Genomic DNA, 14792 nt, shown 5'->3' with positions numbered 1-14792 from the left:
ATCAAAGGAGTTTTCTTATGTCACAGGAATATCTCACCACTGAAGAACTGGCCGAGCGGATCAAGTACGACACTCGGACCATTCGCGAGCGTTTGAAAGATTCGGTCCTACTTGAGGGGGTGCATTACATCCGGCCATTCGGTGGTCGCAAGATTCTCTATCTATGGGAGGTAATAGAGCAAGACATGCTGAATCACTCAAACAACCACGCATTTGCAGTACCGATGGCCGGAGGAGGTGTTTGCCGTGGGTAGGATTGTTGAGCGCCCGGAAACGGGCAAACTCTTTTTCGACTTCAGATATGGGGCAGAGCGTTGCAGAGAACAGACAACGCTCGATAGCACGCCAGCAAATCGAAAAAAGCTCGAAAGCATACTTAAGAAGATCTAAGCAGAGATCACGCTGGGCACTTTCGAATACCACCGCTACTTCCCGAATAGCTCCAAAGCTCAGGAGTTCACGAAGCAAGCAGAAGTTCAGCGGGCCAGGGAGGCACATGACACGCCGCTGTTCGAGGCTTTCTCAGAGGATTGGCTGGAGGAAATGAAAATCCAGTGGAGGCGATCTTACATCAACACAATGGAGGGAACATTGAAGAATTACCTCAACCCCCATTTTGGGGAAAAAGAGGTTGGCCACATCACCAAGAAAGACATTCTCGAATTCCGGGCCTCACTCGCCAAAGTTACAACCCGGAGCGGTAAACGTCTTTCAGCCAGTCGTATCAACCGAATCATGACGCCTTTGCGCATGATCCTTAGCGAAGCAGCCAACCGATATGAGTTTAGCTCACCCTACCACGGGATTAAATCGCTAAAGGTCCCCAGGACCGATGTGGAACCGTTCAGCATTGATGAAGTTAAACAGATCATCAATACAGTCCGGCCGGATTTCCGGAACTACTACATTGTTAGATTCTTTACCGGTATGCGCACCGGGGAAATCGATGGTCTTCAATGGGACCACGTAGATTTCCAGCGGCGGCAGATTCTTGTGCGTCAGGCGCTGGTCAATGGACGCCTGGAGTACACCAAGAACGATGGCTCCTTTCGCACCATCGAGATGTCGCAGATGGTCATTGATGCACTGTCCGATCAGAAGCGGGCAACAGGCAACATGGACTTTGTTTTCTGTACCCGTACCGGCAGCCCACTGACTCACAACAATGTCACCAAACGTGTGTGGTATCCGCTGTTGCGTTATCTGGGGCTAAGGGAGCGCCGCCCCTACCAGACCCGTCATACCGCGGCGACGCTCTGGCTGGCCTCCGGCGAGAGCCCGGAATGGATCGCCCGGCAGATGGGCCATACCACCACCGAAATGCTGTTTCGGGTCTACTCCCGATTCGTGCCCAATCTGACCCGACAGGACGGTTCGGCGTTCGAGCGCCTGCTTCGACAGAACTTCGACAACCAACCCAGTGTAGAAACAACCGAATCCAATGAGCGCAGTGAGGTGAGCCATGAGCAGTAAAGTCGTAGCGATTAGCCCTAATCACGATGACCTGCAGCATCAACCATCGACATCACCCACTCGACAGGATGTTCGGAAACTCGCCTCGGCGCTGGTTATCTCTCTGAACATTGCGCCAGGGAAAGCACTGGTCCTGTCACTAGGCCATGGTCAGGAGGCCTCCAATTATGAGGCGGTCGAATCCTGGGTGCGGGCAATGCTGGCCCGTGAACAGCTCCCTGCCGGAAGGCTGGCTCTACAGATACTGCTTCCAGCCCTGGAGGCTCAACTGCACACCATTACCGAAACGCTGCCCCAGCTTTAACCAAAAAGATCCCTCTCCGAATATTGCGAATTCCGTAAGAGAGGGATACCTCGAAGGAGTCCCACAATGACGTTCAATCCGACCATCGCTCTTTTACTATTCATTGCCTCTGTTGCCGTTGGCGCACTGCTCATTTATCTCAAGATCCATTTGGGTTACCGGCGACCTGACCAACAAGACTCGATCAATGCCCCCGTTCCAACAGACGAACGACTCATATTGTCCAGCGAGGGTTTTCAGGTGTATCGACCGGAAAGTCCTGCCCCAGGGGAAAGTCCAGTGTATTACCTGAATGTTGATGACCGAATCATCATAGACATCCGCGACGCCTCTGCAGATCGGTACGCCAGTATTCGCTGCGTGATACCCCAGAAGGTACTGCAAAACCTGGCTGCAGCTGTGCTTTCAGATTTAGACGAGGGAGGCACCCAAGTATGAGCACGCCGAATCCACAGTGCGACGATTAGGGCTAATAACGCATCCACTCTAGAAAGTCCGGCTCACTCAACCGTTATGTGACTGAGTGAGCCTGCCTTTCCACCGCTTCAATCAAAGGAAACTTTATGATTCACCCGATGGTTTTAGTATTTGCAATCATTACGGTCCTAGGCATTTGCTTCGCCCTGATTTATCTATCCATCCACCTGTACACCCGCTCTGAAGACAAACGCCTTGCGCTCGAGCGGGACCAATACGACACAGCCGTTGAAGTGGCTACTGGGGAGGATTACTCAATTCGCCATCAACACAATGAAGAGGACCAGAGCCACAGTGTTTACCTATCCATAACCGGACCGAAGTCCCATGGCATAGAACCGGCCACAATGGGTTCACCTGCCAGCGTCCGGATTGAAACCAACGCTGAGGTTATGGATGAGATGGCCATAGCCTGGATCCGCTACCGCGGCTTGGGTGGCGCTGTCGGAGGGCCGGTTGGCAAAGAGCTGGGCAGCCCTGAAAATCCATGGACCTAGACAGCGTCGATTGCCAAATATTCTGTAGCCTCGGTGCATCGGCCAATGCTCTAAGCAGACCTGGGGTTTAAAACCGGCATAGCAGTGGCTAGCATCACCATGAAATACCGATAGCCAAAAAGCCGATCATCAAATTCATCGCACTCAGTGCCAAAATCGGGTGCGATGAATAGCCAGTCAGCTACCGCCTTGCTCTGCTTGTTTGTCGGCTCACGCCGTTTGATGGTATCCCTTGCTGTCAGCCCTAACGCTCGTTTCCAGCCTGCCAAGGGAACGGAGCGGCCCCTCGGATCACAACAGACGAACTGGAGTTGCCGACGACGAAAGCCGATAGCCTCAAGGAATTGTAGATACTTTCGAGCCATCTCCGGTTTGTCCGGGTCACGGAAGATCAACGCGTTCCACGTTTTCCACTGATTGTGGATGTAATAATCAACTACCTCCCACACGCTTTCCGAATTCTCTTTGAGCAACAGTTCCACCCGATCTGTGAACTCCTGATAGGCCTCTTTACTGGTCTGGGTGCGGGGTTCGGTATGCAAGTCCATTGAATCTTTCACTGAATTTTCACAGGCTGCTGTCCTCGCTACAAAGCGATGTCGTGAACTTTTTATCCGTTTGTCGTTACTCCTCAGAGCGGCCAGATAATCACGTTGGCTTTCGATCAGAGAGCACTCCTCTTCAGACAGCCCAAATCTCTCGGCCAATACCTTTTTCTCAATTGGTGTGCCTTGGCGGTACTTTAGATAGCGTTCGACACTTGCCAATGTGAATTGGAGCGTCCCTTCCTCGGGCTCACTCCTCAAATTCGGCTTTGCGTTGGGTAGCAGTTCGTTCACTTTGCGCGGATGATCTGCCCTGACTCTTTTCAGAAGCCCAGCAACACCTGCATTCTTGAGCAACCGATAGGCGGACGACTCGGGCACTCCAGATGCCGCGACCAACGTCTTTTCTGTGAACACAGCCCTTCTCTCATCGATTGCCAAACCTGCCAGATCCAGCGTGTGAACGTAGTGTTCGAGACTCATGTCTGGCCCTGCGTGACCAAGCAAACGAGCGACCGAGTACAAGTTCACTCGATGCCGTTCGCCCAGCAACCGCTCCTGCAAATCGTTTGATTGATTGAGCCACTGCTCAGTCAAAGGCTGGTCATGAAACAATTCACAATGCTTTCCGTGCTGGGCCAGTGACAACCGCAGATACGTCCAGCTGGCGAAACTATGGCGGAGATGGTGATACCGCAACGATGGATCCCCCGCAACCTGGCGCATGATGCCGTGGATAACCGGAATCACTTGCTCCTGGTCAATTGGAACTGGCGCTTTTTGGGGGATGGAAAACAAGGCCTCACAACGCGAGAACACCTGTTCTTCGGAACGTCGATGATTTACCCAATCGCGCAGAAGCTTGAGTTCGTCCTCATCGAGCAAGGCCTGGACCGGCATTTTTCGCTTTGCGTTTTCCGTTTTCAGTCGATGCCCATGATAGCGCCGGACGATAATCTCCGGGCGCCCTAACAAATGGACATCACGAATGCGCAATGCCAGAGTCTCCATCCGTCGCAGGCCACACCGAAAGCCCAGTACAAAAATCAGCTCGGCAATGACCGAAAGGCCGGGGGCTTTTAACTCGAGATCCGCATCGCGTATACGAGCGCGGATCTCGTGATACTCATCCAGCGAGATGATGTTGGCATCCACGGGGTGGAGGATGGATCCTCCACCCAGATTCATTACCTCTGACAGCTTTGGCACGCCGTATTGATGATGCAAGAAGTGGTGAAATTCGCGAAGTCCTCTACGAAGCTTGTCGGTAAAACCGGGGTTCTGACCATCCGAGATGACTTCAACGTACAACTCTTCCAGTTCTGTAGCGTCAAAGCTGGCTATATCTTCATCTCCACTGAGTGCTGCGAGACGCTTACCGGCCTGGGTCAGATACTGCCGAGTGGTGGACAGGGCTATTCCTTTACCAGAGGAGGCAGGCTTCGTGCATAGAGCGAGCGCCCATTCCGTCAACAAACGTTCCGGTTTACCAACGCTGTAGGTTCCGTCCTCTAAAAGCTTTTTGAGCTTCTGTGCGGCACACTCTCTGTCTTCCCCCTTTAACGCACGCCATAGCGCTGATGCCCACTCAAAGGTCTCTGTGACGGGGTCTTCTCCAGCGTCAGTCTTCGAGCCCCCCTCCACCTTTTCCAAATGCATGAACGGAATTTCGGGGTCATCCGTTCCCGGGTATACATGATGCAATCGTTGCCAGGCTTCCGGTCGCAGTGAATGGCTGATATGCCGGCGAGCCATATAAGCCCCGACATCCATCGGCACCTCATGGTAATTGAGGGCCTTGCTGGCGCGGATAAACTCGGAAAAATTGCGCGGAGTGTTTTTGGCGCAGCAATCGCTATCCTCAAACCATGACTTGATGAGAGGCCACAGAGACTTTGCCGGGGACTGGGGCTTGGGAAGCTCCTCCGGATTGATCTTGAGACGCAGAAAAATCGATTCGGAAACCGCATCCGGCAACCACCGTCGACGCTCCAAATTGGCTGATCCTCGCCAGGGTAACTGCAGATCGATATACGCGCGACCTCCGACAACTGTGAGCTCGTGAGAAGCTGCCTTTAGCAACTCCAGTAGTGCACCGGAATCCACAACACCGCTATTGAGTGAGGCACTGACCAGTAGCGCCCCGGCTCCGAGGCGCGAGTCGATAGCAGGTGCTGATTCGAGCCAACGGCTCAGACAAAGGCGCCAGTCCTCTGCACCCTCTGCATTGATTGGTGAAAAATCGGTGAAAACACTGGGCTGGGCTTCCAGCCTGATGGGAACGGCAGGTAATGGAATACTATTCCCCCCATTCCGGTTGGCGTACTCCACAAACAGCCGAAGCACTTTGCCGTATCGGGTGTCTTGTCTCTTTCCCAGCGACTCATGGACCTCATTTTCGAGTTCCCGCATTTCCTGTGCGCTGCAGGTCTTGCTCAAACGCCCGGAAAGAAACTTAGCGGCTTTGGACGGGCTATCGGCGAGAAACTTTTGAAGCTTTTGCGCCGCCTGCCGTGTTTCTGTCTCGAGTTCCAGTGCAAAAAAACTTTCCCAAATCAATTCAATGGTCATTGTCCGACACCTCCAGCGATCAGTCGACTGGCCACAGGCTCGAACCCTAGTTCGCTCAGGATCGGCTCCAGATAAAGCGCCATCATGGCTCGATAATTTTTCACCGAAAGGGAGGAGTAACTACACCATGGTTCCTCCCCATAACTTGCGTGTCCCATGAAGGCATTGACGTAGTCTGCAGGACACCCTGCTTCCTTCAGCTCGGTTCTCAGGAAGCGTCGGTGCGCATTGGCCGGCAATCCGAGAAAATCCTTGAGATAAGGCACCAGTGTGCGTGGACGCACCTCTTGTGTCCCGGCTCGATCTTCGCTCAGTGGGAGCAAGAAACAAGGCTCTACTTCGATTTCTCCTCCACGCTTAAGCCGGAAGTCATTTGTCGCGAAAAGCACCTCTAGGTGGCGTTCGTAATGCTCCAGCTGACGCCACACTACGTCGGGCAAATAGCTGAGCCGAGACTTATGCTTGCGCTCGTTATCCTTGTCACTGATGACGGTGACGCTCAGGTGGCCGTTCACCTCTTCCAACGTCAGGAAGGGTGTCTTCACAGCGCGGTAGCCGGTGGAGAAAGCCAACATTTGAACCGTGTAGAAGGTAAACAGGTTGTGGTAGCGAGAAAACGAGGGCCAGCCCTCATAGCTCCGATTGGATTTCAGCTCACCTTTTAACTGCGCCACCGCATCAACGACGGCGGGTTTCGCAGCGCATGCGCGACTCCCCACGTAGTTGGACATATGGGTGGCTCGCTCCAAGTGGCGATCAAAGTCTGTGTCTACACCCAACTCAGCCTGGCTTGCCAGTTTCCGGGGCGTCCTGAGATAGACTTCAACCAAATCACCCTCTCTCGGGGTGAAGTAAAACGATTTCGTTTGGGCCAGAGCATGAGGCTCACCGGTAATCGCCACGGCGTCCACCACATCACCGGTTTCGGCAACGATGGCATCAAAGAGCACACGCTCCCAGTTCGTCCAGGTAACCCGTTCCGATTCCCCAGCCTTCTCAACAAGGTGTTTGAATGCTTCACGATGTTGTCTGACAGAACCTCTGAAAACCTTCGATTTAGGCGAAGGTGTCTGACCTCGAGCTTCCATGAGGCGGAGTACCCAGTCACCAATCCCACCCACATCCGGAAGAAGGACATGCTCAACGCGCGGACGCACGACCTCTTTCGGTTCGTTTAACTGCGTTTTGTATTCCGGGAAAGTACTTTTGACCCGCCATTGGTGCTGGAATGACGACGAAATGAGGCACAGGTCGGCGCGGCTGCGCTGGCGACCGCCCTGCTGCACGCGGAGCGCTACCGCTTTCTCCCATGAACTGCCTGTCCAAAGGACGATCAATATCAGCAAGGCAAGTTCAAAAAAACCCAGCTGTTCACTGGAGCCAGATACGAGTGCCTCTCTCGTCAAATAGCTTTTCGCAGCCATGGCCACACTGTGAACTTCCTGGACTGTCAATGACTGGTAGCGCCAGGGCAGGTACTGATTAGCCATGGCAATGTGACGGGCCTGATTGCGGGCTCGCAGAAACGAGGTCGCCGGGTTGCCGGGCTTTTTACCCAGATCATCCTGGTCATCACCCGGATCGGCGTAAAAGTACGTGCCCTCCTCATCGTCGAACGGAGGATCGTCCCATTTCAGTGCTTGGCTTATCGATTTGCCACGTTTGCCGGAAATAGACGGCACGAATTTATGGGGCACCCCCTCTTCCCCTTTTACGTCCAAACCCTGAGCAATCTGATCGAAATCAACATAGCCCGACTCGCCTCCTGACCCACCGTCACCCTCCTCACGATTGTGGTTGCCCCGTCCAGACCAGGTTTTATAACCATGGGCACGCTGAATAAAAAAGCTGAAATAACGCAATCCCTCCTGCCGCTTCTGCTTCTCTCGATCGATTTGGCGGATATCCTCAGTGAGACCTGCCGGTATCAGGTTATGCAGGTCAGTACTGATAAACTTACCGAATGCTCTGGGAGGCACAAACGGATCGAAAACCAACAACTCATCTTCGGCAAATCCATGACTCAACTCTCTAACGGTTTGACCCATGGCACTGGCGGACTTCGGAGAAGCGAGCAAAGGGTCTCGCTCCGCATAGGACTCATAAGCCTCCAGGGAATACGTCTCGCACACAGCAGCTGAATATGCATAAAGGGCCTGAGCTTGCAGCGCCGCGTAATGAGAACGAAGCTCAGGCTTCTCCTGGTAATTCCAGAGTGCTGAATACAAAGGGTGCCTGGTGACGCACCTGTTGAGCAGTGGGTTATCCCCTGCCTTCCGCGGCCTCTCGTCGAACTGTGGGCCAATGGCTTCCGTCAGGGTATCGGCATGCTCGACAACCCATCGTGAAAGAGACCGCCACGCCTTAAAATCAACGTCACCTGAATGGCTCGACCATTGCTCGCATGGAAGTCGGAGAATCTCGATGAGATTCCGACTGATCTGAACAAAGCAAAGCAGGTATGGATGCGCGTTGATCTGATAAAAGAAATCCCTGACGAGTGACGATGGATATCCAGCCTCTTCCGCCTTGCTGATGAAAACCTGATGTGCCTGGCTATCCTTTGGAGCTATCCACTTCATTGCCTGTTTAGCCATGGGACATCCTCCCTTTACCAACACGCATGGCTCGGCGATAGGCCGCTTTCGAGGGAAAAAGTGGAGCCAACTCCAGCTCTTTTGGCCACTCCATCACGATGTTGTGCAAACTGGCACAGTCTTCTGCCGTTAATCCGTACGCCACATTGAGGTACATCAGCTCCAATAGCTGATTACGTTCCCAGTACTCACGGTCCATTCGTCCAAGGATCAATTCAACGGGCACCAGTTGGTCTGAATCGAGCCAGGCCCGGCACAGCTCCCACATCCGGATATTGCCAACACACCGATAGTTGTTTCGATGCTTATGGACCTGAATCGGAAATGTCGTCAGCAATGACAAAAATGATGACAGATCAATATCGACAGCATTTGGTTGCGCCAGAGGGTGAAGGCGAAACTTTTTCCTGGCGTTCTGGATGCTATCGTGTAATTCGGGGATATCGCCAATGGGGAGAAGGGATTTCTCCGAGGTCAAAATGCGCGGTTTTTTGGTCATAAGTTCTCCGTGTGAAACGAGTGCAAGTGTCGTTTTTCACAGAACTTACGGCCTGGGGCTTATTTGGAAGAAAACGTAACTATTTGTTTATTATGTATTTATTGTATTTTTACGAACTGTAACATAAACTTTTCAGGATTTTTCAGTCATTTCTGACCCTTGCCAGAGCTTCCAGACTTCACATCAGCACAACGCATCTCCTCCTCAGGATCAATGTCCCCCTCCCAACACCCGTCGAGAGGCCGTTCGTACTTTTTCACGGAGCCCCGCAGGCGCTCCAAAGGCTCTACTTCTTGAGGAAGCGGCCGGGCCAGTTCGTCAGCATGGGCCCCTTTGGAATCAAGGTTCTCCAGCAGCTCCTTTTCATTGAACCTTCGGTCTTTCATGGAGATCTCCCTTTTTAGTATGCGTCGATGGCACGTTCGATAGTCTATCAGGCCCTTAGCTGCGGCAGCTATCAGAGGTCTTATACCGTGGAGCTTCTCGCAAGCCACCGGCGGACAGAAAAGACTCAGCAACAGTGCAACTACAAAAGGGCTACCTAAGTTACTACTCCTTAAGATGAACGCCCAGTCTCAAGGTAACTCGCTCGCCATTTATCGCTACTGCTTGAAATCCATGAGATGGCACAGCTATGATGGAAAAAAGTTAACTTATAAGGAAATGGCATAATGTCTTCTGAAGCACTTAAGATTGATAAATCGAAAATGGATATTCGCTCTGGCCTTGCAAAGAAAACGAGCACTAACGCCGCCATCCAACGGCTACGTTCACGCGTGCTGGCTGAATCAGACGCCAGCCAAGTTGTCACTAGCTATGACCGCATGCACCACCGCCATAATCGCTCATAAGTGAAACCGCATGGATGCCGCAATATTTTCTTCGTTTCTAGTGAAGGTGGCATCGCGATGTAACCTAGATTGCGATTACTGCTACGTTTATCACCATGCTGATCAAAGCTGGCGATCCATGCCTAAATTCCTTTCCGAGGAGCACAAGCAAGCCTTTTCTAGGCGTCTTTCAGACTATGCGACAGAGTGTGGCTTAAATCATTGTGTGGTTATCCTCCATGGTGGTGAGCCCCTCTTAGCGGGCGCAAAAACACTCGCCGACTTTGCGGAACTCTTGCGAAGTAACTGCAGCATACCTGTAGATGTAAGCATACAAACAAACGGTTTGCTGCTAACAGAGGAAGCTCTCGCCATTCTGTCCAAAGCCGATATAGGCGTATCACTGAGCCTGGACGGCCCTAAAACGGCGAATGACAAGCATCGACTGACGCATAACCGTCGATCCAGCTTTGAGCAGACGGAGCAGGCGCTGAAGCGCCTTCAATCCTATCCTTCAATTTTCGCCGGCGTCATCGCTGTCATTGATCCATCAACAGACCCCCTTGATCTATTTCAATACTTCGATCAATTTAATATTCCTCGCTTGGATTTTCTCCTACCCGACGCACATTGGCTCCGCCAACCACCTGGGCGGGATCAAGACCCTGCTCTTTACGAACAATGGCTGGTGAGAGCATTTGACATCTGGTTCGACCAGTATGCACATATCTCACTTCGAACATTTGAGGCGCTCCTCGATATGAGCGCGGGACTGCAGTCAGGAACAGATGCCTTCGGCTTTGGAGATGTAAGCCTACTTTCGATTGAAACAGATGGAACTTATCACGACCTTGATGTATTGAAAGTAACGCAAGATGGCGCCACGCGCTTGTTTGGAAGCGTTCTAGACACGCCAATCTCTGATGTTGCCCGCTCAGCTCCTGTTCAGGAGCATCGCAAATATCTGCGCAAGGACGGGTTGTCAAAAACATGTCAGTCTTGCGAAATTGTGGATATCTGCGGGGGAGGTTCCCTCCCTCACCGATTTGGTGACAATGGGTTTGTTAATCCGACTGTCTATTGCAACGAAATGAAGCGGCTGATTGCTCATATCGACTCTCGTCTGCAAGCGCACCTTGCCACCGAAACTGAAGAGAATGAGTCAAAGCCACTACCCGACTGGTTTAACTTAGAACAGTATGAGCTCGCTGAGACTGGCAAGGATCCGATGAACTGGCTTTGCAGGGGAGCACAAAATGATGCCACTGCCTGCCTGCGAAAAGCGCTAAGTTTTTTCGCTCATGATGACAAAGCCAAGCAACTCCAGTCAGTTGATGACGAGGTGTTTGATGCCGTGTCTATGCACCCAGGAACGATCGCATGGTCAAACGCGGTCATTGCTAAACAGCATGGGCATGCTTTGCTAACGGTGGACGGACAGCCGATAGAGGTGACAGCGGATTATCTTTACGTATTGCTCGAACGTGCCCGCTCCTGTGAAACAGAGCATTTGTTAGAGGCAGGTCGCGATGACCTGTGGTTGAGGGCACCATTCGGCCATGCCATCTCATTTGAGAGCCAAGCACTATCAATTGAAGGTCGGGATTTGGTCAATCATGCGATGGAGATTATTCGCAGCTGGCGCCCAGATCTTGCAGCAGAAATCAAGAAAGCTTGCAGCGCCATACAGTTCGTAAGAGACCCTACAGCTGACCCTCGCAAAATTGTCTCGTTCAGCGACAATTCGGTACCGGGCGCTTTGTATGTCTCGATCTGGCAAGGTGATCAATTAATCGACCCGTATGATCTCGCGGATTCGCTGATTCATGAACACCGCCACCAGAAGCTCTATCTGCTTGAGCGCTACGCTCCAACTACAGTGCAGAGCTCCGCTTTGGTCGTCTCGCCCTGGCGAGAAGATCTGCGCCCACCTTCAGGCCTTCTCCATGCAGTATTCGTCTTCGTAGAATTGCGTCGCTTTTGGCTACACGTTATGCGATGCGGCCCTGCAGAAATGAACTCGCGGGCTATTAACCAAATCGTAGATACGGATAACCATTTACATCAGGCCTTCGCCACTTTGGATGAGTGCCTATTCACTGAGGTAGGCCAAAGTTTAGTCAGCGTGTTAAAGCGCGCTGCAATAGAAGGGAAAGAGCCGGATGAGTACCTCACCCATTCTGATACCGCTATCCAGACTGTCTTCTGATCGCTACCGGCAACATGCACAGCTCAGAGACTACTTCTGCGACAAAGACGCGAAGGCCCATGAAGTAGAGGGCCAGTGGTTATTGACGCTGTGCTGGTCAAATGACCCTTTACGCTATGTAGATCCTCACCTCGACGAGGGGCTAGCATGGTGGGGCTCGGATATTCATTACCAAGACATGGCAATGGCACGAAAACGACGTGGCCGCGTTATGCTATCTCTTAATGACACGTGGACGCTTGAAAGCTGGAGTAAATGGTTAAGCCAACAGGCAAATCATTCAGGTGAGAATGTCGTAGTGTTACATGTGGATGATCACAAAGACCTCGCCTCCCCTAGGCTATTTCATCAGGCAAATGGATACCTTGATCCCATTGATGATCAAGTAGTCATACTAGACCAGCCTGATACGGTGACGGGTGCCATTCTCAGCGGTGCTTTGGGTATGGGTAGTTTTTTGACTCCATTCCTACACTCCTTTCCGAAGACTGAAGTACGTCACTTGTGTCAGCCTCCCAAGTGTACCGACACAGTCGATTCGATTATTCATTATGAGTGGGAGGCTGATACTTTACTCGAGCCATCGAAGCAACGCCCTGCTATTAAGCTCCTTCAAGATGGCCCCGGGAGTGGGCCAGGACGCTACCGCTTCACGAACGATCTTAAGGCGTGGCTACAAGGAGTCTCTGCCAACGACAAAGATATCCTTCTGCACATTGACATGGATTATTTCTGTAACCGGTATGATGGTGACAGCGATGCCGTTGAAAAGCCGGGGGCACTTGATCTGCCCTTAGATCAAGTGATGGACCGCATTGACGCTGTGACAGCAGCGTTGCGTGAACATGATCTAATCGACCGCCTGGTCGATATCACCATCGCATTTTCTCCAGGTTTTTTCCCTGCTGAGTTTTGGGAGGCGAGTTGTGACCGGTTGTTGAGTGGTCTGGGGGAATCTCCATGGCACGACAGATAAAAACCAAGAAGCCTAAAGCGCGAGCTATTAAAACACCGAAACCACCTCGTGTTAAAGCGAAATCAAGGCTGCCTCCGGTGGAACCCAGTGACGTCGAGCTTGTTCGCACTTCGGGTTCACGTGATCGGGGTGGCGGCTTAGATGGTGAAAGGTGGGTCATAATGGCAGAGGGTAGAAGAGCAGGCACTGCTTACATAAATATGGTGACAGACACTATTCGAGGGCTCCATGCCTCCTTTCATATCTTCTTGAATCGACCTAGCCAAGGACGGCAAATAGGACGAGTGGCCTATAGACTCGGGTGCGAGTCCAGCGCCCATGATGTCATCTATGCGCACATGAGAAAATCAAATGCTGCTTCGCGCCTGGCTGCCTTACATGCAGGATTCAGTGATGCAACGTCAGAAAACGACTCCCAGCTGGTTTTAGTTTGGCGTCGCACCCTAAATGCCATAAAAGATGATGTTACAGATTCGCACGGTAGTTCCGGGCATGAGTTTACCGGTTAAACTATGTGCGTATTTAATCCCGAAATGCGATTTTCAACGTCTCAGCCACAAAGAACGCCGATTAGACATGGAGAGGGTATTCGTTGAGCACCATCAACCTCGATTTTGATGAAAAAACCAATGACATTATTATTTGGAACGGCCAAGTGGTAATGTCTCGCACGGAAGAGCAGTACTTTGAAAAGTTGTTTGCCCGGCTCGAATACTTACAGCCTAAAAGCGTCCTTGAAATAGGGTTTGGACTGGGGATATCCTCCGCTCTAATCCAAAAGTATTTAATGCCAGAACAGCACGACATTTATGAAATAGAAAGCAATATTTATAATGACTTAGAACGATTCGCAAATAAGCATACAACAGTACGCCCATTTTTTGATGATTGGCTAAACGCGACAATCCAACAAACTTATGATTTCATTTTTTACGATCCGTATGACTACTTTCCAGATCAGGATCGCGATTCTTTCCGGCGCATGGAAGCCCAAATGCGGCTAAAAAGCATCCTTACACCCACGGGCGTCCTCTGTCATCCTCACTTCGGAGACGGAGCGGTGCCAGATATTCAAGGATTCGATACCGTTGTTGTCGATCGCTTTAAAGTTAATTCTATAAGGATGGCAGATAATACCGAGTGCCAAGATGTTGCAATAGTTTATCACTTAGCAAAGGCTTGATACTTGTGATACGCAATTTGATTCAGCAAGCCTAGATATTTTAGTTCGCTACAATCACTAAACCGGCGGAGCCGGCTCCTGACCCTAATCGCACCGCTCAGCCCCAGCGACGGCAGTTTCAACACTAACATAGCGGGATTTACACACATGGAGCTAATTCACGATGGAATGCCGTGCTCTATCCGCCCGATAAGGGTCTCAACTTCATGAGCCCCGATTTCAGTTGTGGCGTGCTCGAGCGGAGTTTTACTCCTGAAAGCATAAGCCGGCCTATTCAGCCACTCACGGGCAGAATCGATATCACCGTGGAAAAGAGTGCTGGCTAACGTGTAGAGCCGCACGTACCGGTACACCCTGTCGGCCTCGTCGCCCCTAAGCACCCCTGAACGCTTGCGCCGATAGAAGGTAGAGCGAGATATCTTCAGGAGTTTCAACATGTCTTTACAGTCGATATTGAGCCAGTCTGCCAGCCCAGGCACCACACCTGTGGGCACCTCACCGGACCTAATAGCCTCCGGTGTAAAGGAAACTTTGAGCTCTGTGCCGGTAGAGCTGATCAGTTCTTGAAAAATCAGATCGGCATTCAAGGAGAGTTTTTTCCCTTTATTCAAAGCCACCATGATTCTCCAGC

At 51.6% G+C, this 14792-nt stretch carries 13 protein-coding genes and 1 pseudogene; 9 read left to right on the top strand and 5 right to left on the bottom strand.

The window, feature by feature from the left end:
- Positions 1-17: 17 nt before the first annotated feature.
- From AAGD24_RS02970 to AAGD24_RS02950, 5 genes and pseudogenes are all read left to right on the top strand, one after another.
- Positions 18-254, top strand: a complete 237-nt coding sequence (locus tag AAGD24_RS02970; protein WP_379866480.1) for a hypothetical protein — start codon at positions 18-20, stop codon at positions 252-254.
- A pseudogene (locus AAGD24_RS02965) lies at positions 247-1473 on the top strand (Arm DNA-binding domain-containing protein). Before AAGD24_RS02970 ends, AAGD24_RS02965 begins: the two are co-directional and overlap by 8 nt.
- The gene (locus tag AAGD24_RS02960) at positions 1463-1777 is read left to right on the top strand and encodes a hypothetical protein (protein ID WP_379866478.1); all 315 of its coding nucleotides are present in this window, start codon (positions 1463-1465) and stop codon (positions 1775-1777) included. Before AAGD24_RS02965 ends, AAGD24_RS02960 begins: the two are co-directional and overlap by 11 nt.
- A 66-nt stretch (positions 1778-1843) precedes the next feature.
- On the top strand, positions 1844-2215 hold the full coding sequence (locus tag AAGD24_RS02955) for a hypothetical protein (protein ID WP_379866476.1): 372 nt from the start codon (positions 1844-1846) through the stop codon (positions 2213-2215).
- A 125-nt stretch (positions 2216-2340) separates the two neighbouring features.
- On the top strand, positions 2341-2751 hold the full coding sequence (locus AAGD24_RS02950) for a hypothetical protein (protein WP_379866474.1): 411 nt from the start codon (positions 2341-2343) through the stop codon (positions 2749-2751).
- A gap of 50 nt (positions 2752-2801) precedes the next feature.
- On the opposite strand, the gene AAGD24_RS02945 is transcribed toward AAGD24_RS02950, so the two are convergent.
- From AAGD24_RS02945 to AAGD24_RS02930, 4 genes are all read right to left on the bottom strand, one after another.
- Entirely contained in the window at positions 2802-5867 is a 3066-nt protein-coding gene (locus AAGD24_RS02945; RefSeq protein ID WP_379866472.1) for a tyrosine-type recombinase/integrase, read from the bottom strand.
- Positions 5864-8464 (bottom strand): hypothetical protein, encoded by a 2601-nt coding sequence (locus tag AAGD24_RS02940; RefSeq protein WP_379866470.1) that lies wholly within the window; start codon positions 8462-8464, stop codon positions 5864-5866. Before AAGD24_RS02940 ends, AAGD24_RS02945 begins: the two co-directional genes overlap by 4 nt.
- The gene (locus AAGD24_RS02935) at positions 8457-8963 is read right to left on the bottom strand and encodes a hypothetical protein (RefSeq protein ID WP_379866468.1); all 507 of its coding nucleotides are present in this window, start codon (positions 8961-8963) and stop codon (positions 8457-8459) included. Before AAGD24_RS02935 ends, AAGD24_RS02940 begins: the two co-directional genes overlap by 8 nt.
- 146 nt (positions 8964-9109) lie before the next feature.
- Entirely contained in the window at positions 9110-9349 is a 240-nt protein-coding gene (locus AAGD24_RS02930; protein ID WP_379866466.1) for a hypothetical protein, read from the bottom strand.
- A gap of 285 nt (positions 9350-9634) precedes the next feature.
- Here AAGD24_RS02930 and yhhA point away from each other — a divergent pair, with 285 nt between their 5' ends.
- The 4 genes from yhhA to AAGD24_RS02910 all read left to right on the top strand — a co-directional run bounded on the left by yhhA (position 9635) and on the right by AAGD24_RS02910 (position 14161).
- Positions 9635-9814 carry a YhhA family cyclophane-containing RiPP gene (gene yhhA / locus AAGD24_RS02925; protein ID WP_379866464.1) on the top strand — a complete coding sequence of 60 codons (180 nt, stop codon included), beginning with the start codon at positions 9635-9637 and terminating at the stop codon, positions 9812-9814.
- Between the two features lie 10 nt (positions 9815-9824).
- Positions 9825-12002 carry a cyclophane-forming radical SAM/SPASM peptide maturase YhhB gene (gene yhhB, locus AAGD24_RS02920; protein ID WP_379866462.1) on the top strand — a complete coding sequence of 726 codons (2178 nt, stop codon included), beginning with the start codon at positions 9825-9827 and terminating at the stop codon, positions 12000-12002.
- Complete coding sequence (locus AAGD24_RS02915; protein ID WP_379866460.1) at positions 11956-12978, top strand: hypothetical protein; 1023 nt, start codon at positions 11956-11958, stop codon at positions 12976-12978. The genes yhhB and AAGD24_RS02915 overlap by 47 nt, the downstream gene beginning before the upstream one ends.
- A gap of 592 nt (positions 12979-13570) precedes the next feature.
- Positions 13571-14161: a hypothetical protein gene (locus AAGD24_RS02910; RefSeq protein WP_379866458.1), complete on the top strand. Its 591-nt coding sequence runs from the start codon at positions 13571-13573 to the stop codon at positions 14159-14161.
- 158 nt (positions 14162-14319) lie between these two features.
- Here the strand turns inward: AAGD24_RS02910 and AAGD24_RS02905 are convergent, their stop codons facing one another.
- Positions 14320-14781: an antitoxin Xre/MbcA/ParS toxin-binding domain-containing protein gene (locus AAGD24_RS02905; protein ID WP_379866456.1), complete on the bottom strand. Its 462-nt coding sequence runs from the start codon at positions 14779-14781 to the stop codon at positions 14320-14322.
- Positions 14782-14792 lie beyond the last annotated feature (11 nt).

This window comes from Marinobacter sp. M5B, from assembly GCF_042604615.1.
Taxonomy (GTDB): domain Bacteria; phylum Pseudomonadota; class Gammaproteobacteria; order Pseudomonadales; family Oleiphilaceae; genus Marinobacter; species Marinobacter salarius.
Note: the sequence above shows the minus strand (reverse complement) of the source record. Positions and strands in the feature narration are given on the sequence as shown.

What these genes read in the sequence shown, in the direction of transcription:
- AAGD24_RS02935 (WP_379866468.1), bottom strand. Translation starts at nt 8,963, where the DNA reads ATGACCAAAAAACCGCGCATTTTGACCTCGGAGAAATCCCTTCTCCCC.
- AAGD24_RS02960 (WP_379866478.1), top strand. Translation starts at nt 1,463, where the DNA reads ATGAGCAGTAAAGTCGTAGCGATTAGCCCTAATCACGATGACCTGCAG.
- yhhB (WP_379866462.1), top strand. Translation starts at nt 9,825, where the DNA reads ATGGATGCCGCAATATTTTCTTCGTTTCTAGTGAAGGTGGCATCGCGA.
- AAGD24_RS02955 (WP_379866476.1), top strand. Translation starts at nt 1,844, where the DNA reads ATGACGTTCAATCCGACCATCGCTCTTTTACTATTCATTGCCTCTGTT.
- AAGD24_RS02950 (WP_379866474.1), top strand. Translation starts at nt 2,341, where the DNA reads ATGATTCACCCGATGGTTTTAGTATTTGCAATCATTACGGTCCTAGGC.
- AAGD24_RS02940 (WP_379866470.1), bottom strand. Translation starts at nt 8,464, where the DNA reads ATGGCTAAACAGGCAATGAAGTGGATAGCTCCAAAGGATAGCCAGGCA.
- AAGD24_RS02970 (WP_379866480.1), top strand. Translation starts at nt 18, where the DNA reads ATGTCACAGGAATATCTCACCACTGAAGAACTGGCCGAGCGGATCAAG.
- AAGD24_RS02905 (WP_379866456.1), bottom strand. Translation starts at nt 14,781, where the DNA reads ATGGTGGCTTTGAATAAAGGGAAAAAACTCTCCTTGAATGCCGATCTG.
- yhhA (WP_379866464.1), top strand. Translation starts at nt 9,635, where the DNA reads ATGTCTTCTGAAGCACTTAAGATTGATAAATCGAAAATGGATATTCGC.
- AAGD24_RS02945 (WP_379866472.1), bottom strand. Translation starts at nt 5,867, where the DNA reads ATGACCATTGAATTGATTTGGGAAAGTTTTTTTGCACTGGAACTCGAG.
- AAGD24_RS02915 (WP_379866460.1), top strand. Translation starts at nt 11,956, where the DNA reads ATGAGTACCTCACCCATTCTGATACCGCTATCCAGACTGTCTTCTGAT.
- AAGD24_RS02930 (WP_379866466.1), bottom strand. Translation starts at nt 9,349, where the DNA reads ATGAAAGACCGAAGGTTCAATGAAAAGGAGCTGCTGGAGAACCTTGAT.